Source organism: Streptomyces sp. NPDC056527, assembly GCF_042794475.1.
GTDB lineage: Bacteria > Actinomycetota > Actinomycetes > Streptomycetales > Streptomycetaceae > Streptomyces.
Window position 1 is genome coordinate 54,661 of the sequence record NZ_JBHTTQ010000011.1, and the last position, 19,190, is coordinate 73,850.

General features: G+C 72.2%; 14 protein-coding genes and 1 riboswitch. Of the genes, 10 read left to right on the forward strand and 4 right to left on the reverse strand.

Annotated elements, in window-relative coordinates:
* Positions 1-40: 40 nt before the first annotated feature.
* Positions 41-553 carry a DUF485 domain-containing protein gene (locus ACFQ7Q_RS08965; RefSeq protein ID WP_383551531.1) on the forward strand — a complete coding sequence of 171 codons (513 nt, stop codon included), beginning with the start codon at positions 41-43 and terminating at the stop codon, positions 551-553.
* On the forward strand, positions 550-2,148 hold the full coding sequence (locus tag ACFQ7Q_RS08970) for a cation acetate symporter (protein ID WP_383551533.1): 1,599 nt from the start codon (positions 550-552) through the stop codon (positions 2,146-2,148). The genes ACFQ7Q_RS08965 and ACFQ7Q_RS08970 overlap by 4 nt, the downstream gene beginning before the upstream one ends.
* 16 nt (positions 2,149-2,164) lie before the next feature.
* Here the strand turns inward: ACFQ7Q_RS08970 and ACFQ7Q_RS08975 are convergent, their stop codons facing one another.
* A complete protein-coding gene (locus tag ACFQ7Q_RS08975; RefSeq protein WP_383551535.1) occupies positions 2,165-2,848 on the reverse strand; it encodes a response regulator in 684 nt (227 codons plus the stop codon).
* Positions 2,845-4,605, reverse strand: coding sequence for an ATP-binding protein (locus tag ACFQ7Q_RS08980; RefSeq protein WP_383551537.1), 1,761 nt, complete (start codon positions 4,603-4,605; stop codon positions 2,845-2,847). Before ACFQ7Q_RS08980 ends, ACFQ7Q_RS08975 begins: the two co-directional genes overlap by 4 nt.
* Before the next feature lie 281 nt (positions 4,606-4,886).
* Here ACFQ7Q_RS08980 and ACFQ7Q_RS08985 point away from each other — a divergent pair, with 281 nt between their 5' ends.
* Positions 4,887-5,939: a CobW family GTP-binding protein gene (locus tag ACFQ7Q_RS08985; protein WP_383551539.1), complete on the forward strand. Its 1,053-nt coding sequence runs from the start codon at positions 4,887-4,889 to the stop codon at positions 5,937-5,939.
* On the opposite strand, the gene ACFQ7Q_RS08990 is transcribed toward ACFQ7Q_RS08985, so the two are convergent.
* A complete protein-coding gene (locus tag ACFQ7Q_RS08990) occupies positions 5,936-8,392 on the reverse strand; it encodes a DNA topoisomerase (ATP-hydrolyzing) subunit A (RefSeq protein ID WP_383551541.1) in 2,457 nt (818 codons plus the stop codon). The genes ACFQ7Q_RS08985 and ACFQ7Q_RS08990 overlap by 4 nt on opposite strands.
* A 230-nt stretch (positions 8,393-8,622) precedes the next feature.
* On the opposite strand from ACFQ7Q_RS08990, the gene ACFQ7Q_RS08995 reads away from it, so the two are divergent.
* The 4 genes from ACFQ7Q_RS08995 to ACFQ7Q_RS09010 all read left to right on the forward strand — a co-directional run bounded on the left by ACFQ7Q_RS08995 (position 8,623) and on the right by ACFQ7Q_RS09010 (position 13,372).
* Positions 8,623-9,963: a M16 family metallopeptidase gene (locus tag ACFQ7Q_RS08995; protein WP_383551543.1), complete on the forward strand. Its 1,341-nt coding sequence runs from the start codon at positions 8,623-8,625 to the stop codon at positions 9,961-9,963.
* Positions 9,964-9,989: 26 nt separating this feature from the next.
* On the forward strand, positions 9,990-11,357 hold the full coding sequence (locus tag ACFQ7Q_RS09000) for a M16 family metallopeptidase (RefSeq protein ID WP_383551641.1): 1,368 nt from the start codon (positions 9,990-9,992) through the stop codon (positions 11,355-11,357).
* Between the two features lie 203 nt (positions 11,358-11,560).
* Positions 11,561-11,727, forward strand: a riboswitch (cyclic di-AMP (ydaO/yuaA leader).
* Positions 11,728-11,739: 12 nt separating this feature from the next.
* The gene (locus ACFQ7Q_RS09005; protein WP_383551545.1) at positions 11,740-12,522 is read left to right on the forward strand and encodes a M23 family metallopeptidase; all 783 of its coding nucleotides are present in this window, start codon (positions 11,740-11,742) and stop codon (positions 12,520-12,522) included.
* Between the two features lie 166 nt (positions 12,523-12,688).
* Positions 12,689-13,372, forward strand: coding sequence for a GntR family transcriptional regulator (locus tag ACFQ7Q_RS09010; RefSeq protein ID WP_383551547.1), 684 nt, complete (start codon positions 12,689-12,691; stop codon positions 13,370-13,372).
* A 148-nt stretch (positions 13,373-13,520) separates the two neighbouring features.
* Here ACFQ7Q_RS09010 and ACFQ7Q_RS09015 read toward each other — a convergent pair whose 3' ends face one another.
* Positions 13,521-13,802 (reverse strand): HPr family phosphocarrier protein, encoded by a 282-nt coding sequence (locus ACFQ7Q_RS09015; RefSeq protein WP_383551549.1) that lies wholly within the window; start codon positions 13,800-13,802, stop codon positions 13,521-13,523.
* Positions 13,803-13,978: 176 nt separating this feature from the next.
* Here ACFQ7Q_RS09015 and ACFQ7Q_RS09020 point away from each other — a divergent pair, with 176 nt between their 5' ends.
* The 3 genes from ACFQ7Q_RS09020 (at position 13,979) to ACFQ7Q_RS09030 (ending at position 19,036) form a co-directional block, all read left to right on the forward strand.
* The gene (locus tag ACFQ7Q_RS09020) at positions 13,979-17,179 is read left to right on the forward strand and encodes a GNAT family N-acetyltransferase (RefSeq protein WP_383551551.1); all 3,201 of its coding nucleotides are present in this window, start codon (positions 13,979-13,981) and stop codon (positions 17,177-17,179) included.
* Positions 17,180-17,246: 67 nt separating this feature from the next.
* The gene (locus tag ACFQ7Q_RS09025; RefSeq protein ID WP_329115009.1) at positions 17,247-17,831 is read left to right on the forward strand and encodes a DUF5998 family protein; all 585 of its coding nucleotides are present in this window, start codon (positions 17,247-17,249) and stop codon (positions 17,829-17,831) included.
* Positions 17,831-19,036, forward strand: coding sequence for an alkaline phosphatase family protein (locus ACFQ7Q_RS09030; RefSeq protein ID WP_383551554.1), 1,206 nt, complete (start codon positions 17,831-17,833; stop codon positions 19,034-19,036). Before ACFQ7Q_RS09025 ends, ACFQ7Q_RS09030 begins: the two co-directional genes overlap by 1 nt.
* Positions 19,037-19,190 lie beyond the last annotated feature (154 nt).

Below are 19,190 nucleotides of genomic sequence, written 5' to 3' on the forward strand. Positions count from 1 at the left end.
CACGCGGCCGAAACGGTTCGCTGACAAGGAGAGTTCACCGGTGGAGAAGCACGAAGGGCCGGGCCTCCCGGCAGTGCGGATCGACGACCCCTGGTACGACGCACTGGCCGCCGGTTGGGGTGAGGCGGTCGAGACCGAGGCACCGGTCGGCGCCTCGACGCACGACGCGCCGGCGCCCGGAGCCGTTCCGCGACAGCAGCCGGCCCACAGCGCCGCCGACATCTATCTGGCGGTCCAGCGCAGCCCCGCCTTCCAGGAGGTACGCAGCCGCTACCGGCGGTTCGTGCTCCCCGCCGCCCTCGGCTTCCTCCTCTGGTACCTCGCCTATGTCGTGGCGGCGACCGTGGCCCCCGGTCTGATGGCCCGGCCCGTCGCCGGGGCGGTGAATGTGGCGATGGTCGCCGGACTCGGCCAGTTCCTCACCACCTTCCTGCTGACCTGGGCCTATGCCCGACATGCCCGGCTGCGCAGGGACCGGGCGGCACTGGAACTGCGCTGGACCGTGTACGACGAGACGCGCGCCCAGGAGACGACACGAGGGGGCCGGCGGTGACCGACGACCATCAGACGCTGGCACTGCTGCTGTTCAGCGCGTTCATCGCGGTGACGCTGGGGATCACCACCTGGGTGAGCCGTAACCGGCATGGATCCGCTGAGGAGTTCTACGCCGGCGGACGGCTGTTCTCGCCGATGGAGAACGGTTTCGCCATCGCCGGCGACTACATGTCCGCCGCCTCCTTCCTCGGCATCTCGGGCCTCATCGCGCTCTTCGGCTACGACGGGATGCTGTACTCCGTCGGCTTCCTCGTCGCCTGGCTGGTCGTGCTCCTCCTGGTCGCCGAACTGGTCCGCAACTGCGGTCGGTTCACGCTCGCCGACGTCGTCGCCGCGCGGATGGCGGAGCGCCCCGTCCGGATCGCCGCCGGAACGTCCTCCGTCACCGTCTCCGTGCTCTACCTGGTGGCCCAGATGGTGGGAGCCGGCAGTCTGGTCGCCCTCCTCCTCGGCGGCACGAGCGAGGCGGCCCGCTCCTGGACCGTGATCGGCGTCGGCGCCCTGATGGTCGTCTACGTGTCGCTGGGCGGGATGCGCGCGACCACCTGGATCCAGATCGTCAAGGCCGTGCTCCTCATGGCCGGCACCATCGCCCTCACCGTGCTCGTCCTGGTGCGCTTCCACGGAGACTTCAACCACCTGCTCACGACCGCGGCCGAGCGCAGCGGGCACGGACGGGACTTCCTCGCACCGGGGCTGCGCTACGGCGGGGAGTGGACCGCGCGCCTCGACTTCATCAGCCTCGGCATCGCGCTCGTCCTCGGCACCGCGGGCCTCCCGCACATCCTCTCCCGCTTCTACACCGTGCCCACCGCGCGGGCTGCCCGCCGTTCGGTCGTCTGGGCCATCGGGCTCATCGGCGGCTTCTATCTGATGACGATCGTCCTCGGCTTCGGGGCGGCCGCGATCATCGGCCCCGACGCCGTCCGCGCCTCCAACGCCGCCGGGAACACCGCCGTACCGCTCCTGGCGCTCGACCTCGGAGGGGGAGCGGGTTCGACCGGTGGCACCGTGCTGTTCGCGATCGTCGCGGCCATCGCCTTCGCCACCATCCTGGCCGTCGTCGCCGGCATCACGCTCGCCTCCTCCGCCTCCGTGGCCCACGATCTGTACGCCTCGCTGCGCCGCCGCAACGCGCATGCGAAGCAGTACAGCGAGGTGACAGTGGCACGCCTGGCCGCCGCCGGGATCGGGGTGGCCGCGATCGGTCTCGGACTGCTCGCCCGGGACCTCAATGTGGCGTTCCTGGTCGGGCTCGCCTTCGCGGTCGCCGCCTCCGCCAACCTCCCCGTGCTTCTCTACTCGCTGTTCTGGCGGAAGTTCACCACGCGGGGCGCCGTGTGGTCGGTGTACGGAGGGCTGATCCCGGCCGTCCTGCTGGTCGTGCTCTCGCCGGTCGTCTCCGGCAGCCCGGACGCGCTCTTCCCGGGCGTCGACTTCCATGTCTTCCCGCTCCAGAACCCGGGTGTGGTCTCCATCCCGCTGGGCTTCCTGGCCGGCTGGATCGGCACGGTCATCTCCTCCGAGCCGCCGGACGCGGCCCGGCACGCGGAGACGGAGGTCAGGGCGCTGACCGGCGCAGGCGCGGTGTGAGTCCCGGGTGGGATCTTCAGCGGGCGGCCGGGGCCCAGACGTAGCGGTGCTCGGGACGGCCGGTCTCGCCGTACTTCAGCGAGAGGCGTACGCGGCCGGTGCGTTCGAGCAGCTTGAGATAGCGCTGGGCGGTCTGCCGGCTCACCCCGGCCCGCTCGGCGATCTCCTGCGCCGACAGGGCCCCGTCGGCGGCGAGCAGCACCTGGCGTACCAGCTCGGCCGTGGTGGGGGAGTGCCCCTTCGGCAGTTCGGGCTCGGCCGCGCCCGCCGAGAGGGCGCCGAAGAACCGGTCCACCTCCGCCTGTTCGGCCTCGCCGCCGCCGTCGAGGGTGTGGCGCAGGGCGGCGTACGCCTCCAGCTTGGCGCGCAGCCCGGCGAAGGTGAACGGCTTCACCAGGTACTGGAGGGCGCCGTGACGCATCGCGGCCTGGACCGTCGCCACGTCGCGCGCCGCCGTCACCATGATCACGTCGGTCTGGTGGCCCTGCCGGCGCAGCTCCCGTACGACCGCGAGTCCGTTCTCGTCCGGCAGGTAGTGGTCGAGCAGGATGAGGTCGACCGGGACCTCACCGAGGCGGGCGATCGCCTCCGCTGTGGTGTGGGCGGTGGCGACGACGCGGAACCCGGGCATCTTCGTCACGTAGGCCGCGTTGATCTGCGCGACGCGAACGTCGTCGTCGACGACCAGTACGTCGATCATCGCGACTCCTCATTCACCCGGGCCATGGAGGGCTCCTGCGCGGGCTCCGGCCCCTGAGCGGATTCCGGCCCTTGCGCGGGCTCAATCCCCCACGCGGATGCCGGCTCCTGCGCGGGTTCCGGCTCGGGCGCCGGTTCGCTCAGTGCCTCCGGGAGCACGACGGTGAACTCGGCGCCTCCGTCCGGCCCGTCCGCGACACGGGCGCTGCCGCCCCGGCGCTCGGCGAGCCGGCGCACCAGGGCCAGGCCCAGACCCCGCTTGCCGTGCGACGGCAGCTCCTTCGTGGTCCAGCCCTCGGTGAAGATCAGCTCGCGGCGGTCGTCCGGGACGCCCGGGCCGCTGTCGGTCACCCGCAGGACGGCGGTGCGCCCCTCGGCCCGCAGCGCGATCTCGACGCGCGGCTCGGCCGTGCCCGCGGCGGCGTCCAGGGCGTTGTCGACGAGGTTGCCGACCACGGTGACCAGCTCGCGCGGGTCCACCAGACGGTCGGGGAGCAGCGAGTCGGACGAGATCCGCAAGGACACGCCCCGCTCCGCGGCGACCGTGGCCTTGCCGACCAGCAGCGCGGCGAGCAGCGGATCGTGGACCTTCTCCGTGACCTGCTCCGCGGTGGCCCGATGGACGCCGACGACCTCGTTGACGAACTCGACCGCCTCCTCGTGCATCTCCAGCTCGAGGAGGCCCAGAAGGGTGTGCAGCCGGTTGGCGTGCTCGTGGTCCTGGGCGCGCAGGGCGTCGATCAGGCCGCGGGTGGAGTCCAGCTCGCGGCCGAGCCGCTCCAGCTCGGTGCGGTCGCGCAGGGTGGCCACCGCGCCGCCGTCGTCCGTCGGCATCCGGTTGGCGATGAGGACGCGGTGGCCGCGTACGGTCACCAGATCCTCGCCCGTGACCCGCCCGGCCAGCACGTCGGCCGTGCGGCCCGGACCGAGGACCTCCTCAAGGGGCCGGCCGGTGGCCTCCGGGCCGATCCCGAGGAGGCGCTGGGCCTCGTCGTTCATCAGGCGCACGCGGCCGGTGCGGTCCAGGGCGACGACGCCCTCGCGGATGCCGTGGAGCATGGCCTCGCGCTCCGCGAGCAGCGCGGAGATGTCGGAGAACGCCAGGTCGTGGGTCCGCCGCTGGAGCCTGCGGGAGATCAAGTACGCGGCGAGGGCGCCGGCCGCGAGCGCGCCGCCGGCGTAGGCGAGGAGACCCGGGATCGCGCCGAGCAGCCGGTCCTGGACGCTGTCGTACTCGATGCCGACGGACACCGCGCCGACGATCGTCCCGTCGGGGCTCCGCAAGGGGGCCTTGCCGCGCGCCGAGCGGCCCAGGGTGCCGCTGTCGATCTCCATGACCTCGTGCCCGGCGAGCGCCTCGCTGGGGTCCGTGGAGACGAGTCTGCCGATCTGCGCGGGGTCGGTGTGGGACCAGCGCACGCCGCGGGTGTCCATGACGACGACGTACTCGGCGCCGGTGGACTGCCGGATCCGCTCGGCCTCCGCCTGTACGGGGCCCTGGGCGGAGGGCGCGGAGCCCTTCAGCGCGGAGGCGACCTGCGGGGAGGCGGTCGTCTCGGCGATGGCGAGGGCACGGCGCATCGCCTGGTCGTCGAGCTGGGCGCTGAGAGGGGCGAGGAAGAAGCCGGTGGCCAGCACCGTGACGCCGGTCGCGATGGCCAGCTGCATGAGGAGGACCTGCGAGAAGACCCGCTGCGGCCAGCCGAACCGCCGGCGTCGCGCGGGGGGCGGCGGCGGGGTGGTCGGTGCGGGGCTCATGGCAGGAACGGTACGGGGAGGGCGGCCGGGACCGGAAATGTGCGGGGTCGGCGTCCGCCAGGGCCGGGGCGGGCACGCGCGAGGCCCGTCGGCCACGGGCCGGTGGCGCCGGCCGGGGTCGGGGCGGGCGCGCGCGTGGCCTGTCGGCCACGGGCCGGTGAGGGTGCGCCCGGCCTCCGGCCGTGCCGCATGGGCCCCGGGGCGCCCATGGGGCGCGTGTGTCGGGGGCTTGCCTATTCTGGGGGCTTTGGTGTGTGTCGAGTCGTCGGAAGGGTTTTCCCTTGAGCAAGCAGCAGATCCCCGTCGTCGTCCTCTCCGGGTTCCTCGGATCGGGCAAGACGACGCTGCTCAACCATCTGCTGCGCAGTGCCCGGGGCACCCGGATCGGGGTCATGGTCAACGACTTCGGCGACATCGGCATCGACGCCATGACCGTCGCGGGACAGGTCGGGTCCACCGTCTCGCTCGGCAACGGATGCCTCTGCTGCGCCGTCGACGTGAGCGAGCTGGACGAGTATCTGGAGGTGCTCACCCGGCCCGAGCTGCGCCTCGATGTGATCGTGATCGAGGCGAGCGGGCTCGCCGAGCCCCAGGAGCTGGTGCGGATGGTGCTCGCCAGCGAGAACGAGCGGATCGTCTACGGCGGGCTGGTACAGGTCGTCGACGCCGCCGAGTTCTCCGCCACGCGCGCACGGCATCCCGAGACCGACCGGCATCTCGCCCTCGCCGACCTGGTCGTGGTCAACAAGGCCGACCGGGTGGGGGAGCGGGAGCTGGACGCCGTCCACGCGGCCGTCGGTGGGCTCGCGGGACCCGCGGCGGTGGTCCGTACCGCGCACGGACGCGTCGACCCCGAGCTGCTCTTCGACCGGGTGGTTCCCGACGGCGAGATCGAGGGGCAGATGTCCATCGAGGACCTGCTCTACGGAGATCCCGAGGACGACCACGACCACCCGCACGCCGGCTACGAGACCCTCTCCCTGGCCTCGGAGACCGCCCTGCACCCCCGCAGGCTGATGGAGTTCCTGGACTCCCGCCCCGAGGGCCTCTACCGCATCAAGGGATTCGTCGACTTCGGCGCCGCCGACCCCGACAACCGCTACTCGGTGCACGCCGTCGGCAGGTTCCTGCGCTTCTACCCCGAGCCCTGGCCGACCGGCGAGGAGCGGCTCACCCGGCTCGTCCTGATCGGCTCGGGCGTCGACGGCGACGCCCTGCGCGAGCAGCTCGAAGGCTGCCGCGTGGACGGCCCGCAGGACGCCCCCGACGAGCACAGCATGTGGGGCGTCCTGCGGTACGTACAGCAGCCGGACGAGCCGGCTCCGGAGCTCTAGCTCGCCGGGCCCGCCAGGACCGCGACCGGCTTCGGCAGTGGCGTGCCCGAGCCGTCGCGGCGCGGGTCGACCTCGGGCAGCTCCACCGGCATGCCGTTCTTCTGCGCGGCGAACGCCGGGGTCGCGCCCGCCCAGGCGAGGATGATCACGTCCTCGCCCTTCAGGAAGCGCTGGCAGCGCACGCCGCCCGTCGCACGCCCCTTGCGGGGGTACTGGTCGAACGGTGTCAGCTTCGCCGACGTGGCGGCGGAGTCGTCCAGCGTGCCCGTGGAACCCGCCACCGTGAACACGACCGCGTCCGCCGCCGGGTCCACCGCCGTGAACGAGATCACCTCGGCGCCCGCGGCCAGCTTGATGCCCGCCATGCCGCCCGCGGGGCGTCCCTGGGGCCGCACCTGCGACGCCTGGTAGCGCAGGAGCTGGGCGTCCGATGTGATGAAGACCAGGTCCTCCTCGCCCGTGCGCAGCTCGGTCGCGCCGACGATCCGGTCACCGTCCTTGAGGGTGATGACCTCCAACTCGTCCTTGTTCGCCGGATAGTCCGGCACCACACGCTTCACGACGCCCTGCAGGGTGCCGAGCGCCAGGCCCGGCGAGGACTCGTCGAGCGTGGTCAGGCAGACCACCGTCTCGTCGTCCTCCAGCGTGAGGAACTCCGCCAGCGGAGCCCCGCCCGCCAGGTTCGGCGCGGCGGCGGTGATCGGCAGCTGTGGCAGGTCGATCACCGCGATCCGCAGCAGCCGTCCGGCAGAGGTCACCGCGCCGATGTCACCGCGCTGCGTCGCCGGGACCACGGAGACGATCGCGTCGTGCTTGGCGCGCTTGCCCTCCTCGGCGGCCGGGATCTCCTCCGTCGCCGTACGGGCCAGGAGGCCCGTCGAGGACAGCAGGACCCGGCAGGGGTCGTCCGCGACCTCGAGGGACGTCGCGGCGACGGGCGCGCCCGCCGACTCCAGCAGGACCGTGCGCCGGTCGGTGCCGAACTTCTTCGCCACCGCGGCCAGTTCCGCCGAGACCAGCTTGCGCAGCTCGTTGTCGGAATCCAGGATCCCGGTCAGCTCGTCGATCTCGCCGTTGAGCCGGTCGCGCTCGGTCTCCAGCTCGATGCGGTCGAACTTGGTGAGCCGGCGCAGGGGGGTGTCCAGGATGTACTGCGTCTGGACCTCGCTCAGCGAGAAGCGCTCGATCAGGCGCTCCTTGGCCTGCGCCGAGTTCTCGCTGGAGCGGATGAGGCGGATGACCTCGTCGATGTCGAGCAGCGCGACGAGCAGACCCTCGACGAGGTGCAGCCGGTCGCGCTTCTTGCCGCGGCGGAACTCGGAGCGGCGGCGCACCACGTCGAAGCGGTGATCGAGATAGACCTCGAGGAGCTCCTTGAGGCCCAGCGTGAGCGGCTGGCCGTCGACCAGAGCCACGTTGTTGATGCCGAAGGACTCCTCCATCGGCGTCAGCTTGTAGAGCTGCTCCAGGACCGCCTCCGGCACGAAGCCGTTCTTGACCTCGATGACCAGGCGCAGGCCGTGGGCGCGGTCGGTGAGGTCCTTGACGTCCGCGATGCCCTGCAGCTTCTTGGAGCCGACCAGATCCTTGATCTTGGAGATGACCTTCTCCGGGCCGACCGTGAAGGGCAGCTCGGTGACGACGATGCCCTTGCGGCGGGCCGTCACGGTCTCCACCGTCGTCGTGGCACGGATCTTGAACGTGCCGCGGCCGTTCTCGTACGCGTCCTTGATGCCGGACAGGCCGACGATGCGGCCGCCCGTGGGCAGGTCGGGGCCGGGCACGAAACGCATCAGCGCCTCGAGGTCCGCGTTCGGGTGGCGGATCAGGTGCCGGGCGGCCGCGATCACCTCGCCCAGGTTGTGCGGCGGCATGTTCGTCGCCATGCCGACGGCGATGCCGGACGCGCCGTTGACCAGCAGGTTCGGGTACGCCGCCGGAAGGGCGACGGGCTCCCGCTCCTGGCCGTCGTAGTTCGGCGAGAAGTCGACGGTGTCCTCGTCGATCGACTCGGTCATCATCAGCGCCGCGGCGGCCATCTTCGACTCGGTGTACCGCATGGCGGCCGGCGGGTCGTCGTTGCCGAGGGAGCCGAAGTTGCCGTGGCCGTCGACCAGGGGCACCCGCATGGAGAAGGGCTGCGCCATGCGGACCATCGCGTCGTAGATCGACGCGTCGCCGTGCGGGTGCAGCTTGCCCATGACCTCGCCGACGACGCGCGCGCACTTCACATAGCCGCGGTCGGGGCGCAGGCCCATCTCGTTCATCTGGTAGACGATGCGGCGCTGCACCGGCTTCATGCCGTCCCGGGCGTCCGGCAGCGCGCGGGAGTAGATCACCGAGTACGCGTACTCGAGGAAGGAGCCCTGCATCTCGTCGACGACGTCGATGTCGAGGATCCTCTCCTCGAACGCGTCTTCCGGCGGCGGTGTCTTCGTGCTGCGGCGGGCCATCGCGGCTGCGGCTCCTTCACCAACAAGGTTGATCTGACGCGGACCATTGTGGACCGTCCCACCGACAACGCCGACCGCGACCCGGGTACGGCCCGCTGTCAGCCGTCCGGGACGCCCCCGCGACCCGGAAGAGGGACGCCTCGAACCTGCGGGAACTTCGCGAGGTGTCGGTGCGCTTGCATAGGGTGGCAGGACTTTTCCATATCGCGATCGAAGGGACGTACATGCCCATGGGTCACACGGCCACGGCAGAGGCCGGCTCCGGCGGCCTGACAGCGACCGAGCACCGGCTGGCCAACGGCCTGCGGGTGGTGCTCTCCGAGGACCACCTGACCCCGGTCGCCGCGGTCTGCCTCTGGTACGACGTCGGCTCGCGCCACGAGGTCGCGGGCCGCACCGGCCTCGCCCATCTCTTCGAGCACCTGATGTTCCAGGGCTCGAAGCAGGTCCACGGCAACGGCCACTTCGAGCTGGTGCAGGGCGCGGGCGGCTCGCTCAACGGCACGACGAGCTTCGAGCGCACCAATTACTTCGAGACCATGCCCACCCACCAGCTGGAGCTGGCGCTCTGGCTGGAGGCGGACCGCATGGGCTCGCTGCTCGCGGCCCTGGACGACGAGTCCATGGAGAACCAGCGGGACGTCGTCAAGAACGAGCGCCGCCAGCGGTACGACAACGTGCCCTACGGCACGGCCTTCGAGAAGCTCACCGCCCTCGCGTACCCCGAGGGCCACCCGTACCACCACACGCCGATCGGCTCCATGGCCGACCTGGACGCGGCCACCCTCGAGGACGCGCGGTCCTTCTTCCGCACGTACTACGCGCCGAACAACGCGGTGCTCTCGGTCGTCGGCGACATCGATCCCGCGCAGACCCTGGCGTGGATCGAGAAGTACTTCGGCTCGATCCCGTCGCACGACGGCAAGCTGCCGCCGCGTGACGGCACTCTGCCGGAAACCATCGGCGAGCAGCTGCGCGAGGTCGTCGAGGAGGAGGTCCCGGCCCGCGCGCTGATGGCCGCCTACCGGCTCCCGCACGACGGCACGCGCGAGTGCGACGCCGCCGACCTGGCCCTGACCGTCCTCGGCGGCGGCGAGTCCTCGCGGCTCCACAACCGTCTGGTCCGCCGCGACCGCACGGCGGTGGCCGCGGGGTTCGGTCTGCTGCGCCTGGCCGGGGCCCCCTCGCTGGGCTGGCTGGACGTCAAGACGTCCGGCGGTGTCGAGGTGCCCGAGATCGAGGCCGCCGTCGACGAGGAGCTGGCCAGGTTCGCCGCCGAGGGCCCGACGCCCGAGGAGATGGAGCGCGCCCAGGCCCAGTTGGAGCGCGAGTGGCTGGACCGGCTGGGCACGGTCGCGGGCCGGGCCGACGAACTGTGCCGCTTCGCGGTCCTGTTCGGCGACCCGCAGCTCGCCCTCACCGCCGTGCACCGGGTGCTGGAGGTCACGGCCGAGGAGGTGCAGGCGGTCGCCAAGGCCCGGCTGCGCCCGGACAACCGCGCGGTGCTCGTCTACGAGCCGCTCGGTACCGAACAGAGCGACAGCGACGAGGAAGAGGGAGCGGACCAGTGACCGACGCTGCCGCGTCTTTGACGAGCATGACGTTCCACCCGCAGCCGCAGGCCGGCACCGCGAAGCCCTGGGCCTTCCCGGCCCCGGACCGCGGAGCGCTGGACAACGGTCTGACGGTGCTGCGCTGCCACCGCCCCGGCCAGCAGGTGGTGGCCGTCGAGATCTTCCTCGACGCCCCGCTGGACGCAGAGCCCGAGGGCCTGGACGGCGTGGCCACGATCATGGCCCGCGCCCTCTCCGAGGGCACGGACAAGCACTCCGCCGAGGAGTTCGCCGCCGAGCTGGAGCGCTGCGGCGCCACGCTCGACGCACACGCCGACCACCCGGGCGTACGGGTCTCCCTGGAGGTCCCCGTCTCCCGGCTGCCCAAGGCGCTCGGCCTGCTCGCCGAGGCGCTGATCGCGCCCGCCTTCCTCGACACCGAGGTCGAGCGCCTGGTGCGCAACCGGCTCGACGAGATCCCGCACGAGACGGCCAACCCGGCCCGCCGGGCGGCCAAGCAGCTCTCCAAGGAGCTTTTCCCGGCCACGTCGCGCATGTCGCGGCCGCGCCAGGGGACCGAGGAGACGGTGGCGGCGATCGACGCCACGGCCGTCCGTGCCTTCTTCGAGGCGTACATGCGGCCCTCCACGGCCACGGCCGTCGTCGTCGGCGACCTGACCGACGTGGACCTGGACAAGGTCCTCGCCGAGTCGCTGGGCGCGTGGACGGGGAACGAGGCCGAGCCGCGCCCCGTCCCGCCGATCACGGCCGACGACACCGGCCGGGTGGTCATCGTGGACCGGCCGGGTGCCGTCCAGACACAGCTGCTCATCGGGCGCGTCGGCGCCGACCGGCACGACCGTGTCTGGCCGGCCCAGGTCCTCGGCACATACTGCCTCGGTGGCACCCTCACCTCCCGCCTGGACCGCGTCCTGCGCGAGGAGAAGGGCTACACCTACGGCGTCCGTGCCTTCGGCCAGGTGCTGCGCTCCGACGGCCAGGGGCACGGCGCCTCGATGCTCGCCATCAGCGGTTCCGTCGACACCCCCAACACCGGTCCGGCACTTGACGACCTGTGGAAGGTGCTGCGCACCCTCGCCGCCGAGGGGTTGACGGACGCCGAGCGCGACGTGGCCGTGCAGAACCTGGTGGGTGTGGCGCCGCTGAAGTACGAGACGGCCGCCTCCGTCGCCGGGACGCTCGCCGACCAGGTCGAGCAGCACCTTCCGGACGACTTCCAGGCGCAGTTGTACGCGCGACTGGCCGAGACCGGCACGGTGGAGGCGACCGCCGCGGTCGTGAACGCCTTCCCGGTGGACCGACTTGTCACCGTGCTCGTCGGTGACGCGGCGCAGATCGAGGAGCCGGTGCGTGCTCTCGGTATCGGCGAAGTGACCGTCGTCACCGGCTGATCGAGTCGGCCGCGCGCCACATCGAGGACCCCGTCATCACCGTATGGCGGGGTCCTCCCCTTTGTCCGGATTGAGGGCGAGCGTGGGTGTATGCCCTGTGGCATGTCTTACAAACGGGCGTGTCTGTTTGCTGATTGAAAGACGGTCCGCTTAGCGTCGGTCCGGCTGTTCGCCAGTTGCACCCGCCGCGAGCCCGTGGCATCGGACAGTCATCGCCGAGTCCCCGTCAGGCGCGAGCCTGGGGAGCCGGGGACCCATACGAAGTCCCTGGGGTGAATCGGACGCCTTCGCACCCGTGCGGAGGGGCCCGTAGGAGACCTTCCTGCTCCGAACCCGTCAGCTAACCCGGTAGGCGAGAAGGAAGGAAAGGATCAGCCACTACATGGCGTTCACCCGTGCCACCGGGAAGCATCGTGGTCCGAGCCGTATGGCGCGCCGTAGCGCGGGCATCGCCGGCATCGCGACCATCGCCACCACCGGCGTCATCGGAACCCTCGCCTCCCCGGCGCTCGCCGCCGACGCGGACGCCCCCTCCTTCGAGGACACCGGCCTGACCCAGATCGTCGCGGCGGACTCCCTCGCCGCCACGATCGACGCCCAGGCCGCCGCCCAGGAGCGCGAGGCCGCCGAGGCCGTCGAGCGGGCCAAGGCCGAGGCCCGGGCGAAGGCCGAGGCGAAGCGCAAGGCCGAGGCCCGCGCCAAGGAGGTCCGCGAGGCCAAGGAGCGCGCCGCCCGCGAGGCCGAGCGCAAGCGCCTGAACTCCTTCCAGCTTCCCGTCGCCGGTTCGTACGTGACCACCAGCTACCAGGCCGGTGGCGCGCTCTGGTCCTCCGGCAGCCACTCCGGCGTCGACTTCCGGGCCGCCTCGGGCAGCCGAGTCGTCTCCGTCGGCTCCGGCACAGTCGTCGAGGCCGGCTGGGGTGGCGCGTACGGCAACAACATCGTCATCCGGATGAACGACGGCACGTACACCCAGTACGGTCACCTGTCGTCCATCGGTGTCTCGGTCGGCCAGTCCGTCACCCCGGGCCAGCAGATAGGCCTCTCGGGCTCGACCGGCAACTCGACCGGCCCGCACCTCCACTTCGAGGCGCGCACCACCGCCGAGTACGGCTCCGACATCAACCCGGTCGCGTACCTCCGCGCCCGCGGCGTGAACGTCTGACCGCTGCTCGCGAAGCAGGCGTCAGAAAAGCCCCGGCTCGTCCTGAGCCGGGGCTTTTTGCTGGCCAAAAGATATCCATCTTCCCGGATCTCCTTCGGAAATTCCGCACCTCTGCAATAGAGTCGCCGACGAACCGGTTTCGCGCGGATCAAGGCGGAGGTCGAAGATGCGCATTCCCGCGCAGTCGGTATGCACGGCGATTCGGGACGACATCGTGTCCGGGGTCCTCCCGTGCGGCAGTCGTCTGACCGAGGAGCAGCTGGCCCGCCGTTACGGAGTCTCCCGTGTCCCCGTCCGTGAGGCGCTGCGCACCCTGGAGTCCGAGGGCTTCGTGATCAGCCGCCGCCACGCGGGCGCCCATGTCGCCGAACCCACCGAGCAGGAGGCGGCCGACCTGCTGGACGTCAGGGCACTGCTCGAACCGCTGGGCGCCGCCCGAGCCGCCCAGCGCCGCACCGACGCCCACCTCAAGGTGCTGCGTGGCCTGGTCAGGCTGGGGCAGGAACGGGCCAGGCGCGGCCAGGGCGAGGATCTGCGCTCGCTCGGCGCCTGGTTCCACGAGACGCTGGCGCAGGCGTCCGGCAGCCCGGCGCTCACGGCGCTGCTCACCCAGCTGCGGCACAAGATCGCCTGGATGTACGCGGTCGAGCCCACCGCCCAGCCCGTCGAGGCGTGGGCCGAGCACGGGGCGATCGTCGACGCGGTGGCGCGCGGCGACGCCGAACGGGCCCGCGCGCTGACCGCGCTGCACGCCGAGCGTTCGCTGACGCAGCACCGGCTGAAGCGGCAGGAACGCGGGCGTGTGAGGGCTTCGCAACACGTCGTAAACACCGCGAGCGCCCGGAATTAACACGCGGGCCGTATACAAAGAATAGGAATTCTCGGGGCTTTCTTTGTGCTGCCTCGAATTCCGGAAAGTCGGCGGTCGGGCCGGCTGCGGAAAACAATGGAGCCGCACTCGCCGTCATTTCGGCGTGTGCGGCTCCATCGGAATTCGGTCAGACGGTCTCGGGGAGCTCCTCGAGTCCCTCGGCAACCAGCTTCGCCAGACGGTCCAGAGCGGCCTCGGCGCCATCGGCGTCCGAAGCGAGCACGATCTCCTCGCCGCCCTGCGCGCCCAGGCCGAGCACCGCGAGCATCGACGCGGCGTTCACCGGGTTGCCCTCGGCCTTGGCGATCGTCACGGGGACGCCGGAGGCCGTGGCGGCACGGACGAAGATGGAGGCGGGGCGGGCGTGCAGGCCCTCGGCCCAGCCGACGTTGACGCGGCGCTCAGCCATGGTGTTGCCCTTCAAGTCTCAAGCGGGTTGTCTAGACCAGTCTCTCACGGGTGGCGGGATGCTCGTGGCCGACCTTCGCCCCCTGTTCCAGGGCCGATCGGTCCTCCCTACCTTGCATGGCACGCAGACGCCGCGCGACCGGTGCCACCGGCGTACCCCGGCCGTACGCTTGCCCCATGCAGAGCGCGTCGGAACAGCCGGAACAACCGGAACACGCCTACCCCGACCACTGGGAAGCGGATGTGGTCCTCCGTGACGGCGGCACCGCGCGCATCAGGCCCATCACCGCCGACGACGCGGACCGGCTGGTCAGCTTCTACGAGCAGGTCTCGGACGAGTCGAAGTACTACCGCTTCTTCGCGCCCTACCCGAGGCTCTCCGCCAAGGACGTGCACCGGTTCACGCATCACGACTTCGTGGACAGGGTCGGTCTCGCGGCGACCGTCGGCGGGGAGTTCATCGCCACCGTCCGGTACGACCGCATCAACGCCCAGGGGCTGCCGGCCAGCGCCCCCGCCGACGAGGCCGAGGTCGCCTTCCTGGTCCAGGACGCGCACCAGGGGCGGGGCGTGGCCTCCGCACTGCTCGAACACATCGCGGCGGTGGCGCGGGAGCGGGACATCAGACGGTTCGCGGCTGAGGTGCTGCCCGCCAACTCCAAGATGATCAAGGTCTTCACGGACGCCGGGTACACCCAGAAGCGCAGCTTCGAGGACGGTGCCGTACGGCTGCACCTCGACCTGGAGCCCACCGACCGCTCGCTGGCCGTGCAGCGCGCCCGGGAACAGCGGGCCGAGGCGCGCTCGGTGCAGCGTCTCCTCACCCCCGGCTCGGTCGCCGTCATCGGGGCCGGGCGCGCGCCGGGAGGGGTGGGCCGGACGGTCCTGCGCAACCTGCTGGACTCCGGGTTCACCGGCCGTGCGTACGCCGTGAACCGTGCCCTCGGGGACGGGGCCGCCACGCTCGACGGGGTGCCGGCCTTCCGCTCCGTCGGGGACATCGGCGAACCGGTCGACCTGGCGATCGTGGCCGTGCCCGCCGAGCGGGTGCCCGAGGCGGTCGCCGACTGCGGCGAGCACGGGGTGCAGGGCCTGGTCGTACTCTCGGCGGGGTACGCGGAGAGCGGCACGGAAGGGCGGGAGCGGCAGCGTGAACTGGTACGGCAGGCCCGCTCGTACGGGATGCGGATCATCGGACCCAACGCGTTCGGCATCATCAACACCTCGGCCGACGTCCGGCTGAACGCCTCGCTCGCGCCGCAGATGCCGGCCGCCGGGCGGATCGGGCTCTTCACCCAGTCCGGCGCGATCGGCATCGCGCTGCTCGCCGGACTCCACCGGCGGGGCGCCGGCCTCTCCTCCTTCATCTCCGCGGGCAACCGGGCGGACGTCTCGGGCAACGACTTCCTCCAGCACTGGTACGACGACCCCGCGACCGACGTCGTCCTGCTGTACCTGGAATCGATCGGGAACCCGCGGAAGTTCACCCGGCTGGCCCGGCGGACGGCGGCGGTCAAGCCGGTGGTCGTGGTCAAGGGCGCGCGGCACAGCGGGAGCGCGCCGCCGGGACACCGGGTGCCGGTCACGCGCATCGGGCACGCCACCGTCTCCGCGCTGCTCCGGCAGGCCGGGGTCATCCGCGTCGACACGGTCACCGAACTCGTCGACGCGGGCCTGCTCCTCGCCGGCCAGCCGCTGCCGACCGGGCCCCGGGTGGCGATCCTCGGCAACTCCGAGTCGCTCGGGCTGCTGACGTACGACGCCTGTCTGACGGAGGGACTGCGTCCGCAGCGCCCGGTCGACCTGACGACGGCGGCGACCCCGGCCGACTTCCGCGACGCGCTGGCGGCGGCGCTCGTGGACGACGCCTGTGACGCGGTCGTGGTGACGGCGATCCCCTGGGTCGGCGAGAACGGCGCCGTCGAGTCGGGCGACGGCGAGGTCCTCGCTGCCTCGCTCCGCGACGCCGTCGCCTCGGCCCCGAACCCGCCGAAGCCTGTGGTCGTCGTCCATGTGGAGATGGGCGGCCTCGCGGAAGCCCTCGCCGTCGCGACCAGCACCCGACCGACCCCCCGGAGGGGCGCGGCGGGGGCCACCGGCTCCCTGGCGGGTGCCACGACCGACCCAGGCGCCGCGCACGGCCCGTCGGCGGGAACCCTGCACGGGACACCCGCGACGGCCCGGACGCAGACGCCGCCGGCGGGAAGCGCCGTGCCGGAGACTCCTCCGACCGGCACCCCGCCGGGCTCTGCCGCCGATCGCCGGCCTGCGCGCGGCACCGTGCCGACGAGCACGCTCGGGCAAGGCGGCGCACCCGCCGGCCGGCCCGCGTACGCCAGGCCGACCCCCGCCGCCGGGGGCTCGTCCGGGGCTGCCGCGCCGACTCCCGCTGTAGGGGGTCCGTCCGGGGCTGCCACGCCGAATCCCGCCGTGGGGGGTCCGCGGCCTCTGCCCGGGCGGGACGCCGGTGAGAGCGACGGCGCCGGTCGGGACGAGGCGCCGCGGCCCGGAGCCATCCCCGCCTATCCCGCCGCCGAGCGGGCCGTGCGGGCACTGGCCGAGGCGGTGCGGTACGGGGAGTGGCGGCGGCAGGCCGCCGAGCCCGGGCGCGTGCCCGAGTTCGAGGACATCGACGAGGGCGGGGCCGCCGCGCAGATCGAGCGCGTGCTCGGCGGAGACGTGGACGCCCGGGGCGTGACCCTCGACGCCGACGCGGCCGGCGAGCTGCTCGGCCGGTACGGCATCGCCGTGCTGCCCACTCTCCCCGCGCCGACCCCCGACGACGCCGTCCTGGCCGCCGCCCGGCTCGGCTACCCCGTGGCGCTGAAGACGACCGCCCCCCACCTGCGCCACCGCCCCGACCTCGGAGGCGTACGCCTCGATCTGGCCACCGAGGAGCAACTCCGGACCGCGTACGCCGAAATGACCGAGGTCCTCGGCAAGCCCGCCGAGCTCCAGCCGGTCGTCCAGGCCATGGTGCCGCGGGGCGTGGACACCGTCGTGCGCTCAGCGATCGACCCGGCCGTCGGCGCCGTGCTCTCCTTCGGACTCGCCGGAGCCGCCTCCGAGCTGCTCGGCGACATGTCCCACCGGCTCGTCCCGGCGACCGAACGAGACGCCGCCGAGCTCGTACGATCCATCCGCACCGCCCCGCTCCTGTTCGGCTGGCGTGGTTCCGCTCCCGTCGACACCCCTGCTCTGGAGGAGCTGCTGCTGAGGGTCTCCCGGCTCGTCGACGACCATCCCGAGGTCGTCGCGATCGCCCTGGAGCCCGTCGTCGTCGCCGCGCACGGCCTGTCCGTGCTCGGCGCCACCGTCCGTCTCGCCCCGCCCCCGCCCCGCACGGACCTCGGTCCGCGCCGTCTCCCCAGCTACTGAGCGACCCGCCGAGCGGCCGCCGCGGAGCGGCCCGGAGCGCCCCTTCCGACGGATTAGGATGGAGTCCATGGCGAAGACCGGTACGACGACCCAGGGGCTGCGCGCGGCGATCGAGCGCAGCGGCTACTACCCGGCCCTCGTGGCCGAGGCGGTGGAGGCCGCCGTCGGTGGCGAGGCGATCGCGTCGTACCTGGTGCACCAGGAGACCACCTTCGACTCCAACGAGGTCCGTCGCCACGTCACGGTCCTCGTCCTGACGGCCAACCGCTTCATCGTCAGCCACACCGACGAGCAGAACGCCGACACGAGTTCCCCGACGCCGTACGCCACCACCTCCACGGAGTCGGTCAAGCTCGACCGGATCTCCTCGGTCGTCGTGAGCCGCGTCGTCGCCAACCCGGAGTCGTACACCCCCGGCACCCTGCCCCGTGAGGTCGTCCTCACCATCGGCTGGGGCGCCGTCTCGCGGATCGACCTGGAGCCGGCCGCCTGCGGCGACCCGAACTGCGACGCCGATCACGGCTACACCGGCAACGCCACCGCCGACGACCTCAGCCTGCGTGTCAGCGACGCCGGCGACGGTCCGGACACGGTCCGCCAGACCCTCGCCTTCGCCCAGTCGCTCTCCGAAGCCACCGCGGCGACGCGCTGATGGTCCAGCCCACCGCCGTCACCTCCGGCTGGCCGGACGACCCCGTTCCGCTCGACCTCGCCACGGCGCCCCTGCCCGAGTACGGCACCGGCTCGCTGGGCGACCTCCTTCCGACGCTCGTCGCCGGACAGGGCGTGCCCGGTTGCGACGCCCGGATCGCCGAGCTCACCCCGGCCGACCGGAACTGCGTCTTCCTGATCGACGGGCTCGGCTGGGAGCAGATCAAGGCCCACCCGGACGAGGCCCCGTACCTCACCTCGCTTCTCGGCGGCTCCCGCGGCGGCACGGGACGGCCCATCACCGCGGGCTTCCCCGCCACCACCGCGACCTCGCTCGCCTCGGTCGGCACGGGTCGGTTCCCCGGCACGCACGGCCTGCCCGGCTACACCGTCCGCAACCCCGAGACCGGCGAGCTCATGAACCAGCTCCGCTGGAAGCCGTGGACCTCGCCGCGCGTCTGGCAGCCGTACCCCACCGTCTTCCAGCTCGCCCACGAGGCCGGGATCCACACCGCCCAGGTCTCGTCGCCGATCTTCCAGGACACCCCGCTCACCAAGATCGCGCTGAGCGGCGGAGCGTTCCACGGCCGGCTCTCCGGCGAGGAGCGGATGGACTTCGCCGCCGAGCAGCTCGCCGGCGGCGACCGCTCGCTCGTCTACACGTACTACAGCGAGCTCGACGGGGCCGGACACCGCTTCGGTATCGACTCCGACGCCTGGCGCGGTCAGCTGATGTTCGTCGACCGGCTCGTCCAGCGCCTCGCCGAGCAGCTGCCGCCCCGCTCGGCCCTGTACGTCACGGCAGACCACGGCATGGTCGACGTCCCCTTCGACGACCAGCACCGGATCGACTTCGACGAGGACTGGGAGCTGCGCGCCGGAGTCGCCCTCCTCGGCGGCGAGGGCCGCGCCCGCCATGTCTACGCGGTGCCGGGAGCCGAGGCCGATGTGATGACGTGCTGGCGCGAGGTGCTCGGCGAGCAGTTCTGGGTGGCGAGCCGGGACGAGGCCATCGCGCTCGGCTGGTTCGGCGACGAGGTCGACGAGCGCGTGTACGGCCGGATCGGCGATGTCGTCGCGGCGGCCCACGACGATGTCGTCATCACCGCCTCCGTCAACGAACCCCACGAGTCGGCGATGGTCGGCATGCACGGATCGATGACCCCCGCGGAGCAGCTGGTGCCGCTCCTCGAAGTCCGTTCCTGACCACCCCGCCCACCCCTTCCCCCACGCCCTGAAAGGTCCTCGACCCGCCATGCCCGAGTCGGTGTTCTCCTCCGGAACGACGGACGGGGGAAAGAGCACCCTCTCGCTGGGGAACCCGCCATGCGGCGCTGCTCGCCCGACGACCCGAAAGGTC

Excerpts from the sequence above, each read along its gene's own strand:
- ACFQ7Q_RS09015 (WP_383551549.1), bottom strand. The coding sequence starts at position 13,802 with ATGGCTGAGCGCCGCGTCAACGTCGGCTGGGCCGAGGGCCTGCACGCC.
- ACFQ7Q_RS09005 (WP_383551545.1), top strand. The coding sequence starts at position 11,740 with ATGGCGTTCACCCGTGCCACCGGGAAGCATCGTGGTCCGAGCCGTATG.
- ACFQ7Q_RS09000 (WP_383551641.1), top strand. The coding sequence starts at position 9,990 with ATGACGTTCCACCCGCAGCCGCAGGCCGGCACCGCGAAGCCCTGGGCC.
- ACFQ7Q_RS08975 (WP_383551535.1), bottom strand. The coding sequence starts at position 2,848 with ATGATCGACGTACTGGTCGTCGACGACGACGTTCGCGTCGCGCAGATC.
- ACFQ7Q_RS08980 (WP_383551537.1), bottom strand. The coding sequence starts at position 4,605 with ATGAGCCCCGCACCGACCACCCCGCCGCCGCCCCCCGCGCGACGCCGG.
- ACFQ7Q_RS08990 (WP_383551541.1), bottom strand. The coding sequence starts at position 8,392 with ATGGCCCGCCGCAGCACGAAGACACCGCCGCCGGAAGACGCGTTCGAG.
- ACFQ7Q_RS09020 (WP_383551551.1), top strand. The coding sequence starts at position 13,979 with ATGCAGAGCGCGTCGGAACAGCCGGAACAACCGGAACACGCCTACCCC.
- ACFQ7Q_RS09010 (WP_383551547.1), top strand. The coding sequence starts at position 12,689 with ATGCGCATTCCCGCGCAGTCGGTATGCACGGCGATTCGGGACGACATC.
- ACFQ7Q_RS08995 (WP_383551543.1), top strand. The coding sequence starts at position 8,623 with ATGGGTCACACGGCCACGGCAGAGGCCGGCTCCGGCGGCCTGACAGCG.
- ACFQ7Q_RS09030 (WP_383551554.1), top strand. The coding sequence starts at position 17,831 with ATGGTCCAGCCCACCGCCGTCACCTCCGGCTGGCCGGACGACCCCGTT.
- ACFQ7Q_RS09025 (WP_329115009.1), top strand. The coding sequence starts at position 17,247 with ATGGCGAAGACCGGTACGACGACCCAGGGGCTGCGCGCGGCGATCGAG.